Raw genomic sequence first — 18,233 nt, 5'->3', positions numbered from 1 at the left:
TGAAGAGGTCGGAAAACAGATACGCGCGTGACCTAGATCCAGCTGGTCCGGGCTGCCGCGAGAGCGGTCAATTTCGTCAGGGTGTCTATGACCCCGTACACGTCCGGCCGTTCAGAGATATGCCAGGCGGCGGCGCGGATATCGTCCTCGATGGTCGAATCGGCGACGAACGCGCACCGGACTCCTTGCCCCGGGGGAACCCAGTCCGCGAGGGAATTCCCGATCATCAACAGCTCGTCGCGCGGCGGGCTTTCCGGTGCGGCGCCCGCCAGCATGGCCAGAGTCCGCCGTTTCCCCGAGGCGATCTCCCGGTACGGGTGCATTCCGAGATAAAGACCGTCAGGACTGCTTTCCAACCCGATCTCGATACGCCGCCTGCCGGCCCACTCCCGCACGTTATTCCGTACGACGGCCAGGAAGTCACGCGGTCCGAAGACGCTCACGGACGCCCTGCGGCCCGCGCCGAACGCCCACTGACCGGGGCCCGGCCGGACACCGCCGAATTCCGGTGCCAGGGTTTCCGCCGCCTGCCGGAGCCCGTATTCCGAGGCGAGTGCGGAGACCGTCGAACGGACCTCGGTCAGCGCGGCGAACGGGGTGAGTACGCTCACTTGCCTTTCGCGCACGGTGACGTTCCCGTTCTCGGCGATCACCGGGAATTCCGCCGGTTCACCGAGTCCGATGCACCGGCCGAACTCCCACAGCTGTTCCAGCGGTGAGTCGGAGCACAGGCCCACGAGAGATCCGGCCGCACGCAACTCCTGGGCCAGCTGTCCCACTTTCCGGAGAGCGGCCATGTCCAGGGGGGATCCGGGGGTGGACGGGATGAGGGTTCCGTTGAGGTCGAGGAATATCGTCCGGGGCAGGATTCCGGATGCGGTCATCGCAGGGAATCCGCGTTCGCGGGGATGCCGTTCAGTGGTCCCTGTCCGTCGGCCAGCAGCTCCAGCCGCGCCATCATCTGTTCCAGCGCGGTGCACACCGGTGTCGACAGATCCGCGAATCCCAGCGCCGGCAGCAGACCGCGCAGCGGGGCGGGAAAGTCGGCCACCCGTACGGTCGTACCCAGTGAGCACTGGATCCGGCGGTAGAAATCCAGGTTCGCCCGCATCATCAGCAGTGCGAATTCCTCTTCGCACTCGGCGGATATCCCGATGCGCGCGGAAGCCCTCACGAATGGCAGCCAGTAGGGCGCCCGTGTCCAGGTTCCGTCGGGCAGCCGGACCACCAGTCCGGAGAGGCCGAGCAGGAAATTCCTCGGGTCGGCGATCTCCAGAGGGTGTTTCTTCCGGTGGCCGCCCAGAATGCGGTACCGCAGCACCGGATCGACGACGACGTCCGGGATCGGTTCGTCGGCCCCTTCGGTCAGCCGGATGCCGGGCACCACGCGCCCTATCCGCACACCCAGCAGGCGCAGCATCCGCAGCACCTCTTTGATGGTGCCGCCCGTGAAAATGTCGTCCTCGATCAGCGTGTACTCGGTGTCGACCGGGAGCACGGACATCTGCCGGTGAAAAGACGGCGACCCCGGACTGGGCACGAGCCCCACTTGTTCCACCCCGCCGAGCAGAAACCCCCGCGAGGCCCGCAGATGGTGATCCGCTTCCGCTATCAAGGGGTCGAGACTCAGCAGCGGCCCGGTACCGGCGCGCTGCCGTACGATCTTTTCCAGTGAAGGAGCGTCCAGCACATGGAAAGTGACGCCTCCTGGGTGGTGGATCGTCTTTCTCAGCGCGTTTCGTATATCGGCCTGGAACAGCCGGTAGTTCTCCGAGACAGAATCGACTGCGGCCTGTGGAGCGTGCGCCCCGCCGGTTACCTGTCCGAGGTTCCGGGTCAGTTCTCTTGCGCAATATGAGGTGTCGTCCCGCATGACGACGATGAATGGCCCGTCACCCGCGACCTCGATGGAGAGGGCTGCTTGTCCGGGGTCGGCGACGGTCGTTCTCATGCACTGACCGGCGCCGTTCACGAATTACTCGACGTGACTTTGTTGCGATGACGCGACATGGATATGGCCGATCTCTCGTGGTTGCTGTGGGGGGAGACGCGAGAGTGACTTGCCGGACGATATCCTTGAAAGTCGCAGAACTGAGGAATGGGGGTCCATTTCGAGCCATCGATGTCGGATCCGGTGATGTGGGTCGTCTACCAGGGGTGTTGGGGATCTGTTCAGGGGGAGGTGGGGGTGTGGATGCCGGATCGGTCTCGCGATCTTGGCTGATATGCGTGACCTCTGGCCGGTCGTGGCTCCTGGATGGCCGATCGGCTCGGAAGGGTGGACGGTCGGCCGATGTGGGGTGGGGTGGGGGGTTCGTAGCGTCGTGGGGGTCAGGGGTTGTCGGATGGTCGTATCGATGGGAGTGGAAAAAAATGGGGGCGTTTGTGGTGGTTGGGGGGAACGTTGAGTTCGAGCCGGACGTTGTCGAGGTACTGGCTGGTGCGGTGCGGCGGGTTGCGAAGGGGGAGTTGGCGATGGTGGGGACGGACACGGTGTTGGGGGAGTTGCTGGTCGAGGGCGGCGAGGTGGGGGATGTGCTGGTGCCGGGGATGCGGAAGTCGGGGGCTGTCAGTGGGGGGATCCGGGGGCGCGGTGGGGTGGGGTGGGCGAGTGAGGACACGGGGTCCGGCTTTGGCCCTAGCTCTGGCGCAGGAGGTCTCGGTGCGAGCGCTGCCTCCGTCGGCCCCGGCGCGAGGGCCGATTCCACCGAAGTCGACGCCCTCCTCCGTGAGTTGCGCTGGCGGGACGGGCTGCGCAAGGGCGCTGAGGTGGCGGAGTTCCCCCAGTTCAGCGGGGCTCTGCTGGAGTGTCTTGCGGTGGCGGTGCGGATGGCTCGGGAGGAGGGCGGGATATCGGTCCGGTGCGCGCATCTCGCGCGGGCGCTGCTGAGCGTGCCGGGGAGCCGGGCCCTTGAGGCGCTGGTCCTGGAGAAGGTCGACGCCGACGAGGCGCTGCGGCGGGTCGAGGGCTGCGCGGTGGAGGAGGTCCTGGAGAGCGGCGGGGTCGCGATACTGCGGCGGGCCGGGGCGCTGGGGAAGGGCGGGAACCGGCTCGGCCGGGCCTTCTTCTCCTGGATCAGCGGGAGTACGGCGAACGGGTCACCGGTGCTGGGGGCCGTCGTCCACGAGGGGGTGCGGCAGGCGGTGCGGTGCGGGCGCGGTGCCGTCGAGCCGGTGGATCTGCTGCTCGGGGTGCTGGGGGTCGAGCGGGCGCTGGGCGTCGCCGGACGGACGCTCTCCGGGGAGCTGGCCGGGGTCAACTCCGGTGCGGAGATCCTGCGGCGGTGCGGGGTCCGGCAGGACCTGCTGTTCGCGGGGGCGTTCGAGGAGACGGCGGTGGTGGTTGCCGCTTCCGATTCCGTCCGGCCCACTCCGGGCGCCGAACGGACCATGGCTGTAGCCCGGTTGGCGGCTGCGGAGGGGGACGACGGGTCGGTCGGTACCGTACGGCTGGTGGCTGCGCTGCTCGACGATCCCGTTGTCGTAAGGGTGTTGGGGGAGCAGCAGGTTGATGTCGAGCTGCTGTGTGCGGAGTTGGGGGGTGTGGCCGGGTGAGGCAGGGGTGGCTAGGGAGGGTGCGGTGGCCGTTGTTCTCAAGGGGGCGGCGGGAGTTGCAGGAACCGTTGGGGCGGCGGGAGTTGGGGGACTCGCGGGAGCGGCGGATGTCTGAGGGCCTGCGGGAGTCTTGGGTGCCGCGAGTGCCCCAGGCCTCGCAGGCCTTGCAGAACTCGCAGAACTCGCAGCACTCGCAGCACTCCCAGTCGCCGAGCCAGCCGCAGCCGTCGCGAGACCCGTCCCGCTCACGCCACCGCACCCCAGCAGAACTCATCCTCTGCCTCCTCGCAGCCGCCTTCTGCCTGATGCCCCTGCTCCTCGCGCCCCCGGACCGGCTCTGGCTGGCCCTGCTGGAGGCCGGGTGGGCGGTGGCGCTGGTACCGGCCCGGCGGTGGTGGCCGGCTGCCGCCGTGGTGGGGGCCGCGGTGCCGGTCGTCGGGGTCAACGTGTGGACGGCCGCGGTCGCGCCGCTGGTCGTGATGTCGGCGGCGCGAAGCCTTCGCCGGGTGTGGCGGACCGTGGGCGTGGCCTGCGCGGTCGTCGCCGGTCTGAGTCTCGTACTCGGGCTCTTCAGAGGGGAGTTGGCGGTGCGGATGGGGGAAGGGGCCCTGTCCGCCGTGCTGTTGATCGTGCTGCCCGCGCTCGCCGGGTCGCTGCTCGGGCGGCGGCGGCCGCTGGTGCGGCTGCTGCGGGAGCGCAACGCCTATCTGGAACAGGCGCGTTGGATGACCGCCGCGGCGGCGCGCATGGAGGAGCGCAACCGGATCGCCGGTGAGATGCACGATCTGCTGGGCCACCGCCTGAGCCTGCTCTCCGTGCACGCCGGCGCGCTGGAGCTGGGCGCCGCCCGCAAGGCACCCGAACTCACCGAGCAGGCCCAGCTGTTGCGGACCACCGCAGGTACGGCCCTGCAAGAGCTGCGCGAGATCCTCGGAGTGCTGCGGCACGAGGGGGCCGGCGAGGAGCGTGGCACCCGGGCCGACATCACCGCCCTCGTCACCGAGTCCCGGCGCGCCGGCAGCTCCGTAGAGCTGGAGTGGGAGGTCCCCGACAGCGCCGAGGTGACGTTCGCCGTCCGCCAGGCGATCCACCGTGTCGTCCGCGAAGGCCTCACCAATGCCCTCAAACACGCGGGCGGCGCCCCCACCCGCGTCACCGTCCGCCCGGTCGGCCCCGGCATCGAACTCTCCGTCACCAACTCCGCCCCCCACCCCACTGCCCGCCCCGCCCTCAGCACCCATAGCGGCCTCGCCGGCTGCCAGGAACGGGTCTCCCTCCTCGGCGGCGAGTTCGCGGCGGGGGGTACGGGGGATGGGGGGTTCCGGGTGGTGGCTTGGCTGCCGGTGGATGGGGGGGAGGGTGGGGGTGCGGGGGTGTACGACGCGGGTGGGGGGCGTCCGTACGACGATGCGGGCGCCGGGCATTCGTACGGGGCTGAGTCGCCGGAGTCGTACGGAGCTGGGGCGCCTGAGTCGTACAGGGCCGGGGTGCTGGAGTCGTACGAGGCGGGGGCGCCGGAGTCGTACGAGACCGGGGTGCTGGCGTCGTACGAGATCGGCTCCCCCGAGTCTTACGGCGGCTCGCCCAAGTCCTCGGACCGCAGCCCTCCGAAGTCCAACGGTGTCAACTTCCGTACCCCCAGCCCCAATCCCGCTCTCACCCCGCCCGGCGCCCGCGCCCCCCTCCCCGACGAGATACTCACTTGGCCGCGGCTGCTCGGCTCCGGGTGTCTCTCCGTGGTCGTCGTCATGCCGACGGTCCTCTTCCTCATACTCCTCCTCGCCGAGGCGGTTCTAAGATGAGCCGATGATCCGAGTGCTGATCGCCGACGACGAGGCGCTGATGCGGGCCGGGATCCGGCTGATCCTCCAGCACGCCGAGGACATCGAGGTGGTCGCCGAGGCGGGGGACGGGCGGGAGGCCGTCGCGGTGTGCCGGGAGCGGGAGATCGACGTCGCGCTGCTCGACATCCAGATGCCGGGCGGCGACGGGATCGCCGCCGCGCGCGAGATCGGGCGGCTGTCGCCGCGTACCTGCGTCGTGATGCTCACCGCGTTCGGCGAGGAGAGCAGTGTCACGCGGGCGTTGCGGGCCGGGGCGAGCGGGTTTCTGCTCAAGGACACCGGGCCGGCCGAGCTGATCCGTGCGGTGCAGCTCGCCGCGAAGGGGGAGCCGGTGCTGGCGCCCCGGGTCACCCGGCAACTCCTCGACCGGCATGTCCGCTCGGGCCGCGACACCGAGGCGGCGCAGCGCAGGCTGGACGGGTTGACGCCGGCTGAGCGGGATGTGCTGCGGTTGGTGGGGACGGGGATGTCCAATGCCGAGATCGCGGGGGAGTTGCACTCCAGTGCGGGGACGGTGAAGGCGCATATCAGTCGGATTCTTATGCGGACGGGGTGTGTGAATCGGGTGCAGGTGGCTGTGTTGGCGCATGATGCGGGGTTGCTTGATGGGGGGTGGTGAGGGGGTGGGGGGTGTGGTGGGGGTGTGTTGAGGTGGGGGTGCGCTGAGGTCGGGGGTGCGTCGAGGTGGGGGTTCGCTGAGGCGAGGGGGCGTTGAGGTCGGGGGTGCGTCGAGGTGGGGGTTCGCTGAGGCGGGGGCGCGCCGAGGTGGGGGTGCGTTGAGGTGGTGTGTGTCTGCGGAGGGGCGCTGAGGCGGGGTGCGTTTATGAAGGGGTGTGCTCGGGTGGGGCGTGTCCATGAAGGGGTGCGTTGAAGCGAGCGATGTACTGAAGCGAGAGGCGCTTCGATCCCTGGCCCGCCGCCCAAGTCGTACCAACACCTCTTCCCTACCGGCCGGTTGAGAGGTTCGGCCACCCCCTCGTACCGCCCCTGGCTCGAAGCGGCCGACCCCGCTCCCGCCTCTGCGTGGATGCGCAACGCCCTACGCCGGGCCGGAAACCCCGGTCAAAAATGGGACCTCCGCCTTCCTGTGACCCCTGCTTACCCAAGCCCCCGCTTCCTCCTCCCTCCGCTTTCCCTCACCCCCCGCTTCCTCCATGCCCCGCGTCCCCCGCGCCCTCGGCGAGAAGGAACCCCCATGTCTGAGCTGTACTTCGAGGACACCGGCCCCCTGGACCGGCCCGCCCTCCTCCTGATCCACGGCCTGGGCGCCTCCTCGGCCTTCTTCGACGTCATCGTCACCGACCTGGCCCGCGACCACCGGGTCATCAGCGTCGACCTCCCCGGCCACGGCGGCACCCCGTTCAACGGCGAGCCGCTCACCCTGGACGCCTGCGCCGACGCCGTCCACACGCTGACCGAGAAGCTGGACCTCGCCGAAGTCACCTTGCTGGGCTGGGCGTTGGGCGCGACGGTCGCGTACCACCTGCTCGAAAGACACGGCACCACCGCCCGCTACCGCAGCCTGATCTCGGTCGAGCAGACCCCGTACCTTCTGCGTGAGCCCGGCTGGAAGCACGCGGCGTACGGCACGCTGGACGCGCAGGGCGCGGCGGACATCGGGGAACGGCTCGCGGAGATGGATCGGGCGGCGCTGACGGAAATGGTCGCGGGGTTCTACGCGAGGGGCGCGGGGCCGGCGGGGGCAGTGCCAGGGGTCTGCGCGGAGCCGACGGCAGTACCGAGCGCCTACGCGGAACCGACCGGGGCGTTGAACGTCTGCGCCGAGTCGACCGGAGCGCCGAGTGTCCACGCGGAACCAGCCGCGACACCGACCGCCCGCACCGAGCCGACCGCCTCACCGACCACCCGCGCGGAGCCAGCCGCCCGCGCAGAACCCGCCGCAACACCCAACCCCGACCTCATCACCGCCGCCTCCGCCAGCTCCGGCCCCGCCCGCCGTTCCCTCTGGCAGGACGCCGTACGGCAGGACTGGCGCCACCGGCTCGCCGGCCTTCCGCCGCTGCCCACCCTCTTCGTGCACGGCGCCCGCAGCCGGATCCACCCCACCCCGGTCGGCGACTGGCTCGTCGAGCACGTCCCCGGCGCCCGCCTCGCCGTCTTCGAGACCAGCGGCCACGCCCCCTTCCTGGAGGAGCCGGCCCGGTTCAACTCGCTGCTGCGGGAGTGGATCGAGGGGTTGCGGTGAAACCGCTTCATCACTGACTCCTCCCGCCGTCTCATCCGAAACGCCCTTGATCCCGTCCTCCGGTTCCTCCCACGGGTCCTACTTTCGTAGGGCGTGTCCGGGCGGGCGGCGGTGGCAAGATCGGTGAGGAGACGCCGACAACGCCGAGGGGGAAGGCAATGGCACGGCTGTTGAACCAAGAATGTACCGGCGCGGACGGTGCGGAGACCGGCACTGTTCCGCGGTTGCTGAGCCAGCTCGGGGAAGGGCCGACGGAGAGGGTCCCGTGCGACTCCTTGCGGATGGCCGACTCGCCTCGCTTCACCTCGCACCAGGAGGAGCATGTGCGGCTGCTCGCGGAGACCGACGCGAAGCTGCCGCCGATCCTCGTCCACCGGGAGACGATGCGGGTGATCGACGGCGTGCACCGGGTGCACGCCGCCCGGCTGAGGGGAGAGAGGGAGATCGAGGTGCGGTGGGTGCGAGGCGACGCGGAGGACATGTTCGTCCTCGGTGTGCTGGCGAACACCGCGCACGGGCTGCCGCTGTCCGTGACCGAACGGGCGGCTGCCGCCCGGCGGATCATCCGCTCCCACCCGGAGTGGTCGGACCGGGTGGTCGCCGCGACCGTCGGGCTCGCGGCCAAGACCGTGGCCGCCGTCCGGAAGGATTCGACCGAGGACGGGCAGCAGTTGAACATCCGCGTCGGCAAGGACGGACGGCTGCGTCCGCTGGACGGGGCCGCCGGGCGGCTGCGGGCGCATGAACTGCTCGGCCGGGAGCCGGACCTGCCGCTGCGCAAGGTCGCCCAGCGGGCCGGGATCTCCATCTCCACCGCCTGGGACGTACGGTCGCGGATCAGCAGAGGCGATGATCCGGTGCCGCCCCGGCTGCGCCGGGCGATGACCGCGGGAGATGAGCGGACCGCCCGCGCGAGGACCGTGATACCCCAGGACGGGAAGATCCGGGAGAGACCGGCCGCCGCCGACCCCGCGCTCGCCGGGCACGACATCCTGGAACGGCTGCGCAAGGACCCCTCGCTGCGGCACAGCCAGTCGGGGCGGGACTTCCTGCGCTGGCTGGAGGCGCGGTTGATGTCCCCGCACGAGTGGCGCCGCTACATCGACTCGGCGCCGCTGCACCAACTGGGGCTGATCGAGGCGACCGCGCGCAAGAACGCCGAGTTGTGGCGGGAGTTCGCGGATCAGGTCGGGGTGCGGCGGTCGCTGGCGGACGGCGAGTGAGCGTGCCGCAGGCAGGACCGCCCCGGCCGGGCCCTTCTCAAGGGAACGCGGGCAGTCCCGCGCCCGCCCGCGCCCGGTACAGCCTCGTCTGCTCGGCCGTGCACACCGTCTCCGCGTCCTCGGACTCGATCCGGATCGACAGGGTCAGCTCCAGATAGTCCCGGGGCCGGGTCCGCGCGCCGGTGATCCGCACGGACGCCCGCAGCCGGCGGCCGACCACCGCCGGCGCGCGGAACCTGACCCGGTCCAGCCGCTGGTTCAGTCCCGACTCGGACCACTCCAGGTCCAGCAGACCGTCCGTCAGGTGGGTGACGAGGGACAGCACGAGAAAGCCGTGCGCGACCGGCGCGCCGAAGGGGCCGGCCGCCGCGCGCTCGGGGTCCACATGGATCTCCTGCCGGTCATGGGTCAGTTCGGCGAACGCGTCGACGTCCCGCTGGGTGATCTCGTACCACTCGCTGGGGCCGAGATCGCGGCCCGCGCGCTCCTGGAACCACTCGGCTATTTCCTGAAGTGTCGCCACGGCTGCCTCCCACGGACGGAGAACGAAGAGAAGTCCGGACCGGCCGGGTCCGGGAAGTGAAGGAAAGAATGCGCGCCCCGGCGCTGTCGGATTTCTATGCGCCGGCACGGTACGGGTCAAGGCGCGCGCGATCGAAAGAGGGTAGGCAATGGGTGCGACTTCGAAGGCTCTGGTCGGTGGTGGCGCCACGTTCGTCATCGGGCTGGTGCTGTGGCAGTTCACGGGGGACATCGAGACCCCGGTGGTCACCTTGACGAAGCTCGGCGTGGTCCTGATGGCGCTGGGGGCGCTGGAGGTCGTCTGGGGGCTTTACAAGGGCGTCGCCGGAAAGTGACGTGAGTGACCGGCCCGTTCGGGACATCAGGTTTCCACCTGTCCCGAGCGGGCCTTTTCTTTCAGCCGGCCGGTACGGAAAGTCCCGTTGCGGCGATTTCTTGCAGTTCCCGCAGCAGCCTTCTCGCCAGCGCGTCGTTCTGCCGGAAGAACGGTGAACCGGTACCGGGCACGGAGAATGACCCGAGGCTGCCGCCCGTGGCGAACGCACCGAGGGCGTACCGGTGCGGGCGGACGTTTCCCCGCCCGTCCACCACCCGATAGTCACCGTCTTCGGCGACCAGCCGCGAGGAGTTCCGCGCCGCCACGCGTACGGCGCCGCCGCCTTCGCCTATGAGCCCGCGCAGCAGCGGATCGGCGCCGCCCCGCGCGTCCGGCGCGGCCAGCCTGGCCTCGACGAAGTGCCGGGCACGCAATGTCGCGGCGACGGAGTCCGACGACGCCACGAAGTGACCGTCCGCGGTTTCGACCCGCAGCCCCGCGCCGAGGAAGCGGACCACGCCGGCCCTGTTGAGGGCGGCGAGCTGCCGTAGCCGCAGCGGGGGCGGGCCCGAGGTGAAGAAGCTGTTGAACGCAGAGACGCGGGAGATGGCGTCCCACGCGGATGCCCCGAGCGCCTCGGCATCCGTCATCAGCAGCTCGGCCAGCTGGTTCCCGGCGTGGAAGAGCGACCGCGCGGCCCCGGCCCAGGCGCTGTGCTCAGGAAGGGTGGCCCGCTCCACGGTGGCCGTCAGATGGCCGCGCATCCAGCTGTCCAGGGCCTCCCACGAGCCGAACCGGCGGCCCCGCAAGGGCTGCTGGAGACCGGCGAGGTCCAGCCTGTCCCCGGGGCGTACGAACCGCCGGACCAGTCGGTCCCGGGCGGTGCCCTCAAGCCGTACGTACGCCTCGGCGAACTCCTCCCAGGATGTGCCCGTACGGCCCCGGTGGGTGGTGAACAGCTCTCGGTGATAACCCCAGCCGACCTCTTGGGCGGTCAGTTCCCAGGCGTCAGGACCCGGTCCGCCTTTCAGCGCTGTCCGCAGCGCCGCCGTGTCCGCGAACCGGACGCCGTCGTCCGGCGGTCCGCCCGGCCGCGTGCTCTGCTTGGGCAGATACGGCACCCCGCGCCGCGAGCCCGCCCACAGCACGGGCTCCGCACCCGAGGGCTCGTACCGCAGCGGCCCGTCGCCTTCCCCGCCCTCCGCCACGAAACGTCCGCCGCGCCCCTCGGTCATCAGGGACATGAGGTCGACGAAGGCCAGGCCCAGCCCGGAGACGATCACGTCGGTGCCGGCCGGCAGACAGCCGAGGTCCAGGTCGGCGGTGGGCCCCGGCGGTGTGTAGGAGCCGCCGGCCCTGGCCGCGAAGTCCGCGTACCGGCGCTGCCCGGCGTCCGGACTGCCGTCGATGTTGCCCTGCGCGAGGACGACGACGTCGGCGGCGAGCGAGGTCCCGTCGGCGAGCCGGAGCAGCTGGCGGCCGCCGGGCCCGTCGGTGAGGGAGACGGCCGCCGTCCGGTGCTCCCGCACCTCGACACAGGCCGGCAGCGCGGCGACCGCCCGCCGGAAGCACCAGGCGAGATAGGCGCCGCCGAGCCGTCGGGTAGGGAAGGAGGCGGAGGTCAAGGAGCGTGCCTCGGCGGCCAGTTCAGGCGTCAGCCCCTCCGCCCCCTCCGCCCCCTCGGACACCCCCGCCGCCCACTCCGCCAGCGAAGGGCCCGGAGTGATCGGCCCCGCGCACTCCACACTCGCGTCCGTGAACATCGTGACGTCCCCGGCCCGCGAGTTCATCAGCATCCCGGCGTACTGCCCGGGCCGCCAGACCCGCCCGCCGCCCGGTGGATGGGGGTCCACGACGTCGATGCGCAGCCGCCACCCGCCGCCTGCCTCCGCCCAGCCCGCGGCAATCCGTTCCAGGATGCCCGTCGTCCTCGGTCCGGCCCCCACAAAGGCCAATGACGGGGAGCTCGCCGTCCGTCCTTTTCCTGTCATGCCGGGGAGATTACGACGACCGGTCCCGGCTTCGAGAAGCCTGCGGGGGCGAGGATGTTCGACTTCCCGAATGGAGGCCGTTCGACTTCGTCAATGGCGGTTGACACAGAAAATGCAAAGGCTTAACTTCGATTTGGCCGCGAGGGAGACGGGAGTCCCCGGGCGGCGACTTGCCGAAGACGGGGGAATCTTATGCAAGGGCGATTCATCAGTTTACGACCGCCGGTCGCCGGTGACTTCGAGCTGATGGCCGGGTGGCTGGCGCCGGACGCGCCGGGAACCGCGCTCACTGGTGATGCGCTGGAAACGGCGAGCCCTGCCGAGCTCAGCTCCGCGCACCATATGGGGAGCGTCACGTTCCGGATGATCCACAGCAATTCCGGGGAACCGCTCGGCTTTGTGAACTGGCGGCGGCGCGGTGCCCATCAGTCGTACGAGATAGCCATTCTCGTGGGTGAACCTGACCGCTGGCAGAGTGCTTACGGCGGTGAGGCGATCGTACGGCTCATCGACATTCTCTTCATGACGTACGGTGCTCGTCGCGTACAACTCACGACCGGTGCTTTCAACGTTTACACGCTGCCTGCTCTCATGCGCGGTAATTTCGTCCTCGAAGGAATTCTGCGGGATTTCTACTATGTCGACGGCTGTTATCACGACGCGACGGTCTGGTCGATGCTGCGCGAGGAGTACGACGCGGAGCTGAAGAAGACCGAGCATCTGGACGGGCTGAAGTACCGGCCCACCGTGCCCGCGGCGGACAAGGAGCGGGCCGGGCGGCTGCTGCGTGACTATCTCGGCGGCGGCGCCCTGACCGCGCTGGACATCCGCGCCGAGGCGGCACCGGATGCGTGAGGCGGGCGAGCTGTTCTCCGTCGCCGACCCCCTGTACTTCGAACCCCCCGAGCGCTGGCACCCTTCCGGCGACCAGGACTTCGTGCGCCTGCTGCCGCGGACCGAGGGCTACCGCCGTACGGTCAAGGGGCCCTGGTGCCAGCTGAGCCGCACGGACGGCCGGCTCCCGGACCAGGGCTGGAAGATCCACGTCTCCGCCCGGCCCGAGAACGCGGCCGAGATCCTGGAGAAGGTCGCCGCGTACTGCCTCGGCCACCACCTCGACTTCAAGTTCCTCTCCCGCCGCGCCCTGGTGCAGGCGTACGGCCTGAAGTTCGCCCCGCGCACCGCGAGCGGCAAGTTCATCGCGGTCTATCCGCCGCAGGACGAGACCGGGCTCGTCGGGACTCTGGACGCGCTGCACGGACTGCTCGCCGGGCAGCCGGGCCCGTACGTCCTCACCGACCGGCGCTGGCGCGAGACGTCCCCCGTGTATCTGCGCTACGGCGCTTTCACGACCGGCTACACCTACACGCCGGACGGCCGCCGCGTGCTCGCGCTGCGCGGTCCCGACGGCACGCCGGTCCACGATCCGCGGTCGGTCCCCTTCCGGCCGCCGTCCTGGATCTCGCCCCCCGTCGGGATCCAGCACGCTCTGCGCCCGCCCGAGTCCGACGAGCCGTTCCCGTTCGTCGTCGAGCGAGCGTTGCAGTTCTCCAACGGCGGCGGGGTGTATCTCGCCCGCCACGCGGAGAGCGGGCGGGAGGTCGTCCTCAAGGAGGCCCGCCTGCACGCCGGGATCGACCGCACCGGCGCCGACGCGGTCGACCGCGCGCTGTACGAGGCCGATGTCCTCGGCAAGCTCGGTGACGTGGCCGCCGTACCGGAGCTGATCGACTCGTTCCGGTACTGGGAGCACCATTACCTCGTCCTGGAGCGGGCCGAGGGGCGAAACCTCCAGAACTGGGCCGCGCTGCGGCACCCGTTCATCCGGCACGGCGCCGGCGAGGCGGAGTGCGCCGTGTACCGGGAACAGGCCGAGGAGGTGCTGCGCCGGGTCACGGGCGCCGTGGCCGAACTGCACGCGGCCGGCTTCGCGCACCGCGATCTGCACCCCGGCAACATCGTCGTCGCCGACGACCTCACGGTTCGGCTGCTGGACCACGAGATGGCGACGAGTCCCGACGACCCGTCCGGGCCCCCGCTGGCCTACCCGGGGTTCGCCCCGGCGACGGGCACCGCGGCCCGGCGCGACCGGTACGCCCTGGCCGTCCTCAAGCTGTGGCTGTTCCTGCCGCTCGCGCCGCTCTACGCCCTCGACCGGGACAAGGCACGGGAGCACGCGGCCACCGCGGCCGAGTGGTTCGGACTGCCGGCCGGGTACTTCGACGACAGCCTGACGACGATGGGGCTCGCTCCCGCCGGCCGTACGGCGCCTCGGCCGTGTGCCCGGGACACCGCCGACCGGCTGGCCGCCGCCCTGGCCGAGTCGGCCGACCCCACCCGCTCCGACCGGCTCTTCCCCGGCGACCCCGACCAGTACCTGAACCCGGCGGGACCGGCGAGCCTCGCGCACGGCGCCGCGGGTGTCCTGTGGGCGCTGCGGGCGGCCGGACACCCACCCCCGGCGGCCGGTGAGGACTGGCTGCGCGCCCGCCTCACGTCCGGGGCCGACGAACACGCCTCACCAGGACTGTGGGACGGCGCGACCGGAGTCGCCTGGTACTGGACCCTGCGCGGCGAGCACGGCCTCGCCCGGGACCTGCTGAAACCCTTGGTGAGGGACTTCGAGGCCACCACCGACCCCTCGCTCTTCTCGGGTCTGGCGGGCCTCGGCCTCGCGGCCCTGGCGCTCGCCCCGCGCCTGGGCGGCTTCGGCGGCCTGGACCCGCGGCAGAGCGCGGAGCTCGCGACGAGGGCGGCGCTGCGACTGCGCGACGACCTCTTCGACAGTCCGCACCTGCGGCAGCGCCCCGCCGGGCTGATGCGCGGCTGGAGCGGTCCGGCGGTGTTCCTCACCCGGCTGTACGAGGCGACCGGCGAGACCGGCTGGCTCGACCTGGCCGAACGTGCGGTGCTGCGCGACCTCGGCCACTGCGCCCCCGACCAGGCGGGCGCGCTCCAAGTGGTCGACGGCAAAAGGCGGTTGCCGTATCTCGCGGTCGGCTCGCTCGGTGTCGCCCTCGGCGCGGACGCCGTGCTGCGCCACCGCGACAGCGAGCCGCTGCGCACGGCGCTGCCCCTGCTGGCGGCCGCCGCCTGGGTGCGCCTGACGGCCGACGCGGGCGTCTTCTCCGGACGCTCCGGTGCGCTGCTGGCGCTGACCGCACTGCGGAAGGGACTCGACGGCGCCGACGAGGCGGTCGAGCGCCATCTCCAGGATCTCGGCCTGCACCTGGTCGAGACCGGCGGCCGGCTCGGCGTGCCCGGCAGCGGCGGGGCACGGCTCTCCGCCGACCTCGCCACCGGCGCCGCCGGCGTCCTCGCCGCCCTCACCGCGGTCCGTGACCGCGGTACCCAGAGCCTGCCGTTCCTCGGGACCGAGCCTTTCTGAGGCTCGCGTCGCACCAAGGAGCGGCACCTGTCCCACGGCCGTGCCCCGTACGGCCGCTCACACCCCGAAGGGAGGTACAGACATGTCGGTCATCGAGCTCCAGGGCCTCGAGGTCCCCGCCGACAGCGCCGAGGCGCTGGGCAGCACCATCAGCAACTCCTGCTGAACACAGCCGGATTCACCGCTGAACCGGCCGCGGAAGCGGTCGTGAGCAGCCACCCAACCCAATCAGGAGGCAGATATGTCGGTCATCGAGCTCCAGGGCCTCGAAGTTCCCGCCGAGAGCGCCGAGGCGCTGGGCAGCACCATCAGCAACTCCTGCTGAAACGCGCACACCTTGCGCACCGTCAGGACCTGACCAGGCCCTGATCTGAGGGGCGCGACGCGGCCTGTGCGTCGCGCCCCTCGTCCATGAGAAGACAGCGAATCAGCGACCACGGGGTGATTCTCATGCCCTCCGCCATGGAGGAGAAACCAGCCGCCGTCGCCAGACGGGCCTCCGTCAGCCAGTATGCGCTCGGCCACGGCGTTCAGGTCATCCGGCGGGGCCTGTACGACCGGGGGACACGGCCGGGTGACAGGGTCGTCCTCAGCGGCGCCAACACCGTCGAGTTCTATGCCGCTCTGCTCGCCCTGATCGCCTCCGACGTCTCGATCGTCCTCCTCGACGAGGAGCAGCTGGGCCGGCCGGAGAACCTGTCGGGCGCCCGGTGCGCCGTGGTCCCCGACGGCCTCGCGGGGTCGGTGCTCGGCGCTGTGGGGATGAGGGAGCTGTGGGACTGCGGCGCCGGGGAGATCGGCGCCGCCGACGTCGGCGGCGCGGCCGAGCTGCCGGACCCGGGAGCCGTCGCCTGGCGCGAGCGGCAGGACGGGCTCGTCCTGCTCTCGTCGGGCACGACCGGCCGGCCCAGCGCCATCGTCAGATCCGGCGGCTCCTTCCTCGCCAACTGCGAGCGCACCGCCGTACGCGTCGGCTACACCCCCGACGACGTCCTGCTTCCGCTGCTGCCGATGACCCACCAGTACGGACTGTCGCTGGCCGTCCTCGCCTGGCTGACCGGGACCCGGCTGCTGCTCGTGCCCCCGGCGCGGCTGTCCGAGGCGCTGCGGCTGGGCAAACGGCACGCGGCGACCGTCGTCGACGCGCCGCCGCGCACCTACCAGGCGATCCTCGACCTGGCCGCCCGTAATCCGGCCCTGCTGAGCGACCTCGGCTCGGTCCGGCTGTGGTGTGTCGGCGGCGGCCCGCTGGACGGGCGGCTCGCCGGACGCTTCGCCCGCGAGGCGGGGCGTCCGCTCCTCGACGGATACGGGTCGACGGAGCTGGGCAACGTCGCCCACGCCCTCCCCGGCCGGCCCGAGGCCGTGCGGGCGCTCGACGGGGTCGAGCTGCGGATCGTCGACGCCGCCGGGGCCGCCGTGCCCGCCGGCAAGATCGGCGAGCTGCTGGTGCGCACCCCCGACCAGTACACGGGCCGGCTCGGCGCGGACGGCGCGCTGCTGCCCGCGCCGCGCGGCTGGCAGCGCACCGAGGACATCGCCTCGCTCACCGCCGACGGCACCCTCACCGTCCTCGGCCGCCGCGCCGCCGTCTCCCGCACCGGGTTCACCGTCTACCCGGCGGAGGTGCAGCGCCGGCTCACCGACGCCGGGATCGTCAACGCGGGTGTCGTCGTCGAGGACGCCGCCCGCGGCGACCGGTTCGTCACCGTCGTCGCCGACCCCGGCCGCCGTCCGCACGGACACTGGCGCCGCGAGATCACCCGCCACCTCACGTCGTACGAGGCGCCCGACCACGTGTTCGTCGTCGACGAGCTGCCGCAGAACGCCTTCGGGAAGGTCGATCTCGGCCGGGTGAAGGCCTTCGCGCAGGCCGCGACCGCCCAGCGGCTGCACAGCCCCGCGATCCTGCCCGAACGCATCCGCGCCGACCGCCGGGCCGCCGATGTGCTCGCCGCCCTCGCCCGCACCGCCGACCATGTGCACGCCGAACGCGGGCGGTTCGTCGAGGTACTCGCGGAGATCACCGACCGGCGGGCCGCCGAGACCGAGATCGAGGGCTTCGTCACGACCCTGCGCGGCGCCGCCGCCGAGTACGCGCTGTACCAGCCGCCGGCCGTGCCCGAGTCCTGGGTCTTCATGTCGTCCAACATGGTGCTGTACTCCTACGCCCTGCACCTGCTGGTGCCCGCCCTGTTCACCCGGCGCATCAGCTTCCGGCCGTCCGCACGAAGCGCCCGCACCGCCCTGCGCCTGCACGAACTCCTGGCACCCGTCCACGGGCTGGCGATCGAGGCGTTCACCGGTACCCAGGGCGACTACACCGACCGCATCGCGGGCAACCCCGGCACGGTCGTCTTCACCGGCCGCTACGAGAACGCCGAGGAACTGCGCACCCGGCTCGACGACCGGCAGCTCTTCCTCTTCTTCGGGCAGGGCATCAACCCCTTCATCATCACCGAGCACGCCGACGTCACGGCCGCGGCCAGGGACGGCGCCCGTATCCGGCTGCTCAACTCCGGGCAGGACTGCCTCGCGCCGGACATCTACTTCGTGCACCGGACGGTCGCCGGGGAGTTCCGCTCCCGGCTCGCCGAACACGTCGCGGCGCTGACGTTCGGCCCGACGGGCGACTACGGCGCGATCCAGGACCCCGACGTCCTGCACCGGGTCTCCCGCTATCTGATCGCCAACCGCCACCGCATCCGGCACGGCGGCGCGATCGACGTCGGCGACAGCCATGTCACGCCCACCGTCCTGGTCTGGGACGCCGCCGAACCCCTCGACGTCTCCGAGCAGTTCGCGCCCGTCTTCAACCTGGTCGAGTACGACGACGAGGACCAGCTCGGCGCCCTGCTGACCGCGAACGCCTTCACCGAACGGGCCTTCGGGGCCTCCGTCTACGGCAGCGCGCCCACACTCGTCGCACTGCTGCGGGAACGGCACATGGTCAGCGTCGACGCCACGCTCATCGAGATCGAGGACGGCAACAAGCCGTTCGGCGGCCGGGGGGTGCGGGCCGGATACCTCGGTCTGCGCGGGCGCCGGCTGCCGCAGCCGCTGCTCGTCTCGAAGGCGGTGGCGGAGCACTGGGACACGTTGCGGCCGGCCGCGGGCGAGCGCCGGGCCGTGGCCGTGAGCGGCGCCGAGTGACGCACCCGCGCTCCGGACCGACCCGCAGTTTCGCG

14 protein-coding genes are annotated in these 18,233 nt (G+C 71.4%); 10 read left to right on the top strand and 4 right to left on the bottom strand.

All coding sequences use genetic code 11. The features are described 5' to 3' along the window. Positions 1-32: 32 nt before the first annotated feature. Together ACYUD3_RS05155 and ACYUD3_RS05150 are read right to left on the bottom strand one after the other, a co-directional pair. On the bottom strand, positions 33-779 hold the full coding sequence (locus ACYUD3_RS05155; RefSeq protein ID WP_470964307.1) for a hypothetical protein: 747 nt from the start codon (positions 777-779) through the stop codon (positions 33-35). Positions 780-880: 101 nt separating this feature from the next. Then, entirely contained in the window at positions 881-1,951 is a 1,071-nt protein-coding gene (locus ACYUD3_RS05150) for a hypothetical protein (protein ID WP_470964304.1), read from the bottom strand. A 524-nt stretch (positions 1,952-2,475) separates the two neighbouring features. On the opposite strand from ACYUD3_RS05150, the gene ACYUD3_RS05145 reads away from it, so the two are divergent. The 5 genes from ACYUD3_RS05145 to ACYUD3_RS05125 all read left to right on the top strand — a co-directional run bounded on the left by ACYUD3_RS05145 (position 2,476) and on the right by ACYUD3_RS05125 (position 8,828). Then, positions 2,476-3,555, top strand: a complete 1,080-nt coding sequence (locus tag ACYUD3_RS05145) for a hypothetical protein (protein ID WP_470964301.1) — start codon at positions 2,476-2,478, stop codon at positions 3,553-3,555. 134 nt (positions 3,556-3,689) lie between these two features. Then, positions 3,690-5,357: a sensor histidine kinase gene (locus ACYUD3_RS05140; protein ID WP_470964298.1), complete on the top strand. Its 1,668-nt coding sequence runs from the start codon at positions 3,690-3,692 to the stop codon at positions 5,355-5,357. Between the two features lie 4 nt (positions 5,358-5,361). After that, positions 5,362-6,018, top strand: coding sequence for a response regulator (locus ACYUD3_RS05135; RefSeq protein WP_470964295.1), 657 nt, complete (start codon positions 5,362-5,364; stop codon positions 6,016-6,018). A 576-nt stretch (positions 6,019-6,594) separates the two neighbouring features. Further along, positions 6,595-7,605 carry an alpha/beta fold hydrolase gene (locus tag ACYUD3_RS05130; RefSeq protein ID WP_470964292.1) on the top strand — a complete coding sequence of 337 codons (1,011 nt, stop codon included), beginning with the start codon at positions 6,595-6,597 and terminating at the stop codon, positions 7,603-7,605. A gap of 281 nt (positions 7,606-7,886) precedes the next feature. Then, a complete protein-coding gene (locus ACYUD3_RS05125) occupies positions 7,887-8,828 on the top strand; it encodes a ParB/RepB/Spo0J family partition protein (RefSeq protein WP_470964289.1) in 942 nt (313 codons plus the stop codon). A 37-nt stretch (positions 8,829-8,865) separates the two neighbouring features. Here the strand turns inward: ACYUD3_RS05125 and ACYUD3_RS05120 are convergent, their stop codons facing one another. Then, a complete protein-coding gene (locus ACYUD3_RS05120; protein WP_470964286.1) occupies positions 8,866-9,351 on the bottom strand; it encodes a MaoC family dehydratase in 486 nt (161 codons plus the stop codon). Positions 9,352-9,499: 148 nt separating this feature from the next. Here ACYUD3_RS05120 and ACYUD3_RS05115 point away from each other — a divergent pair, with 148 nt between their 5' ends. Next, positions 9,500-9,685 carry a DUF5708 family protein gene (locus tag ACYUD3_RS05115; protein WP_470964283.1) on the top strand — a complete coding sequence of 62 codons (186 nt, stop codon included), beginning with the start codon at positions 9,500-9,502 and terminating at the stop codon, positions 9,683-9,685. A 61-nt stretch (positions 9,686-9,746) separates the two neighbouring features. On the opposite strand, the gene ACYUD3_RS05110 is transcribed toward ACYUD3_RS05115, so the two are convergent. After that, the gene (locus ACYUD3_RS05110; RefSeq protein WP_470964280.1) at positions 9,747-11,657 is read right to left on the bottom strand and encodes an FAD/NAD(P)-binding protein; all 1,911 of its coding nucleotides are present in this window, start codon (positions 11,655-11,657) and stop codon (positions 9,747-9,749) included. A 192-nt stretch (positions 11,658-11,849) separates the two neighbouring features. On the opposite strand from ACYUD3_RS05110, the gene ACYUD3_RS05105 reads away from it, so the two are divergent. The 4 genes from ACYUD3_RS05105 to ACYUD3_RS05090 all read left to right on the top strand — a co-directional run bounded on the left by ACYUD3_RS05105 (position 11,850) and on the right by ACYUD3_RS05090 (position 18,198). After that, complete coding sequence (locus tag ACYUD3_RS05105) at positions 11,850-12,512, top strand: GNAT family N-acetyltransferase (protein ID WP_470964277.1); 663 nt, start codon at positions 11,850-11,852, stop codon at positions 12,510-12,512. Further along, entirely contained in the window at positions 12,505-15,045 is a 2,541-nt protein-coding gene (gene lanKC / locus ACYUD3_RS05100; protein WP_470964274.1) for a class III lanthionine synthetase LanKC, read from the top strand. Before ACYUD3_RS05105 ends, lanKC begins: the two co-directional genes overlap by 8 nt. A 241-nt stretch (positions 15,046-15,286) precedes the next feature. Continuing rightward, the gene (locus ACYUD3_RS05095; RefSeq protein ID WP_470966016.1) at positions 15,287-15,370 is read left to right on the top strand and encodes a class III lanthipeptide; all 84 of its coding nucleotides are present in this window, start codon (positions 15,287-15,289) and stop codon (positions 15,368-15,370) included. Positions 15,371-15,495: 125 nt separating this feature from the next. After that, on the top strand, positions 15,496-18,198 hold the full coding sequence (locus tag ACYUD3_RS05090; RefSeq protein ID WP_470964271.1) for an aldehyde dehydrogenase family protein: 2,703 nt from the start codon (positions 15,496-15,498) through the stop codon (positions 18,196-18,198). Positions 18,199-18,233 lie beyond the last annotated feature (35 nt).

It is taken from the genome of Streptomyces sp. AMJ-169 (assembly GCF_055597585.1).
This window is presented reverse-complemented; position numbering and strand designations above follow the sequence as displayed.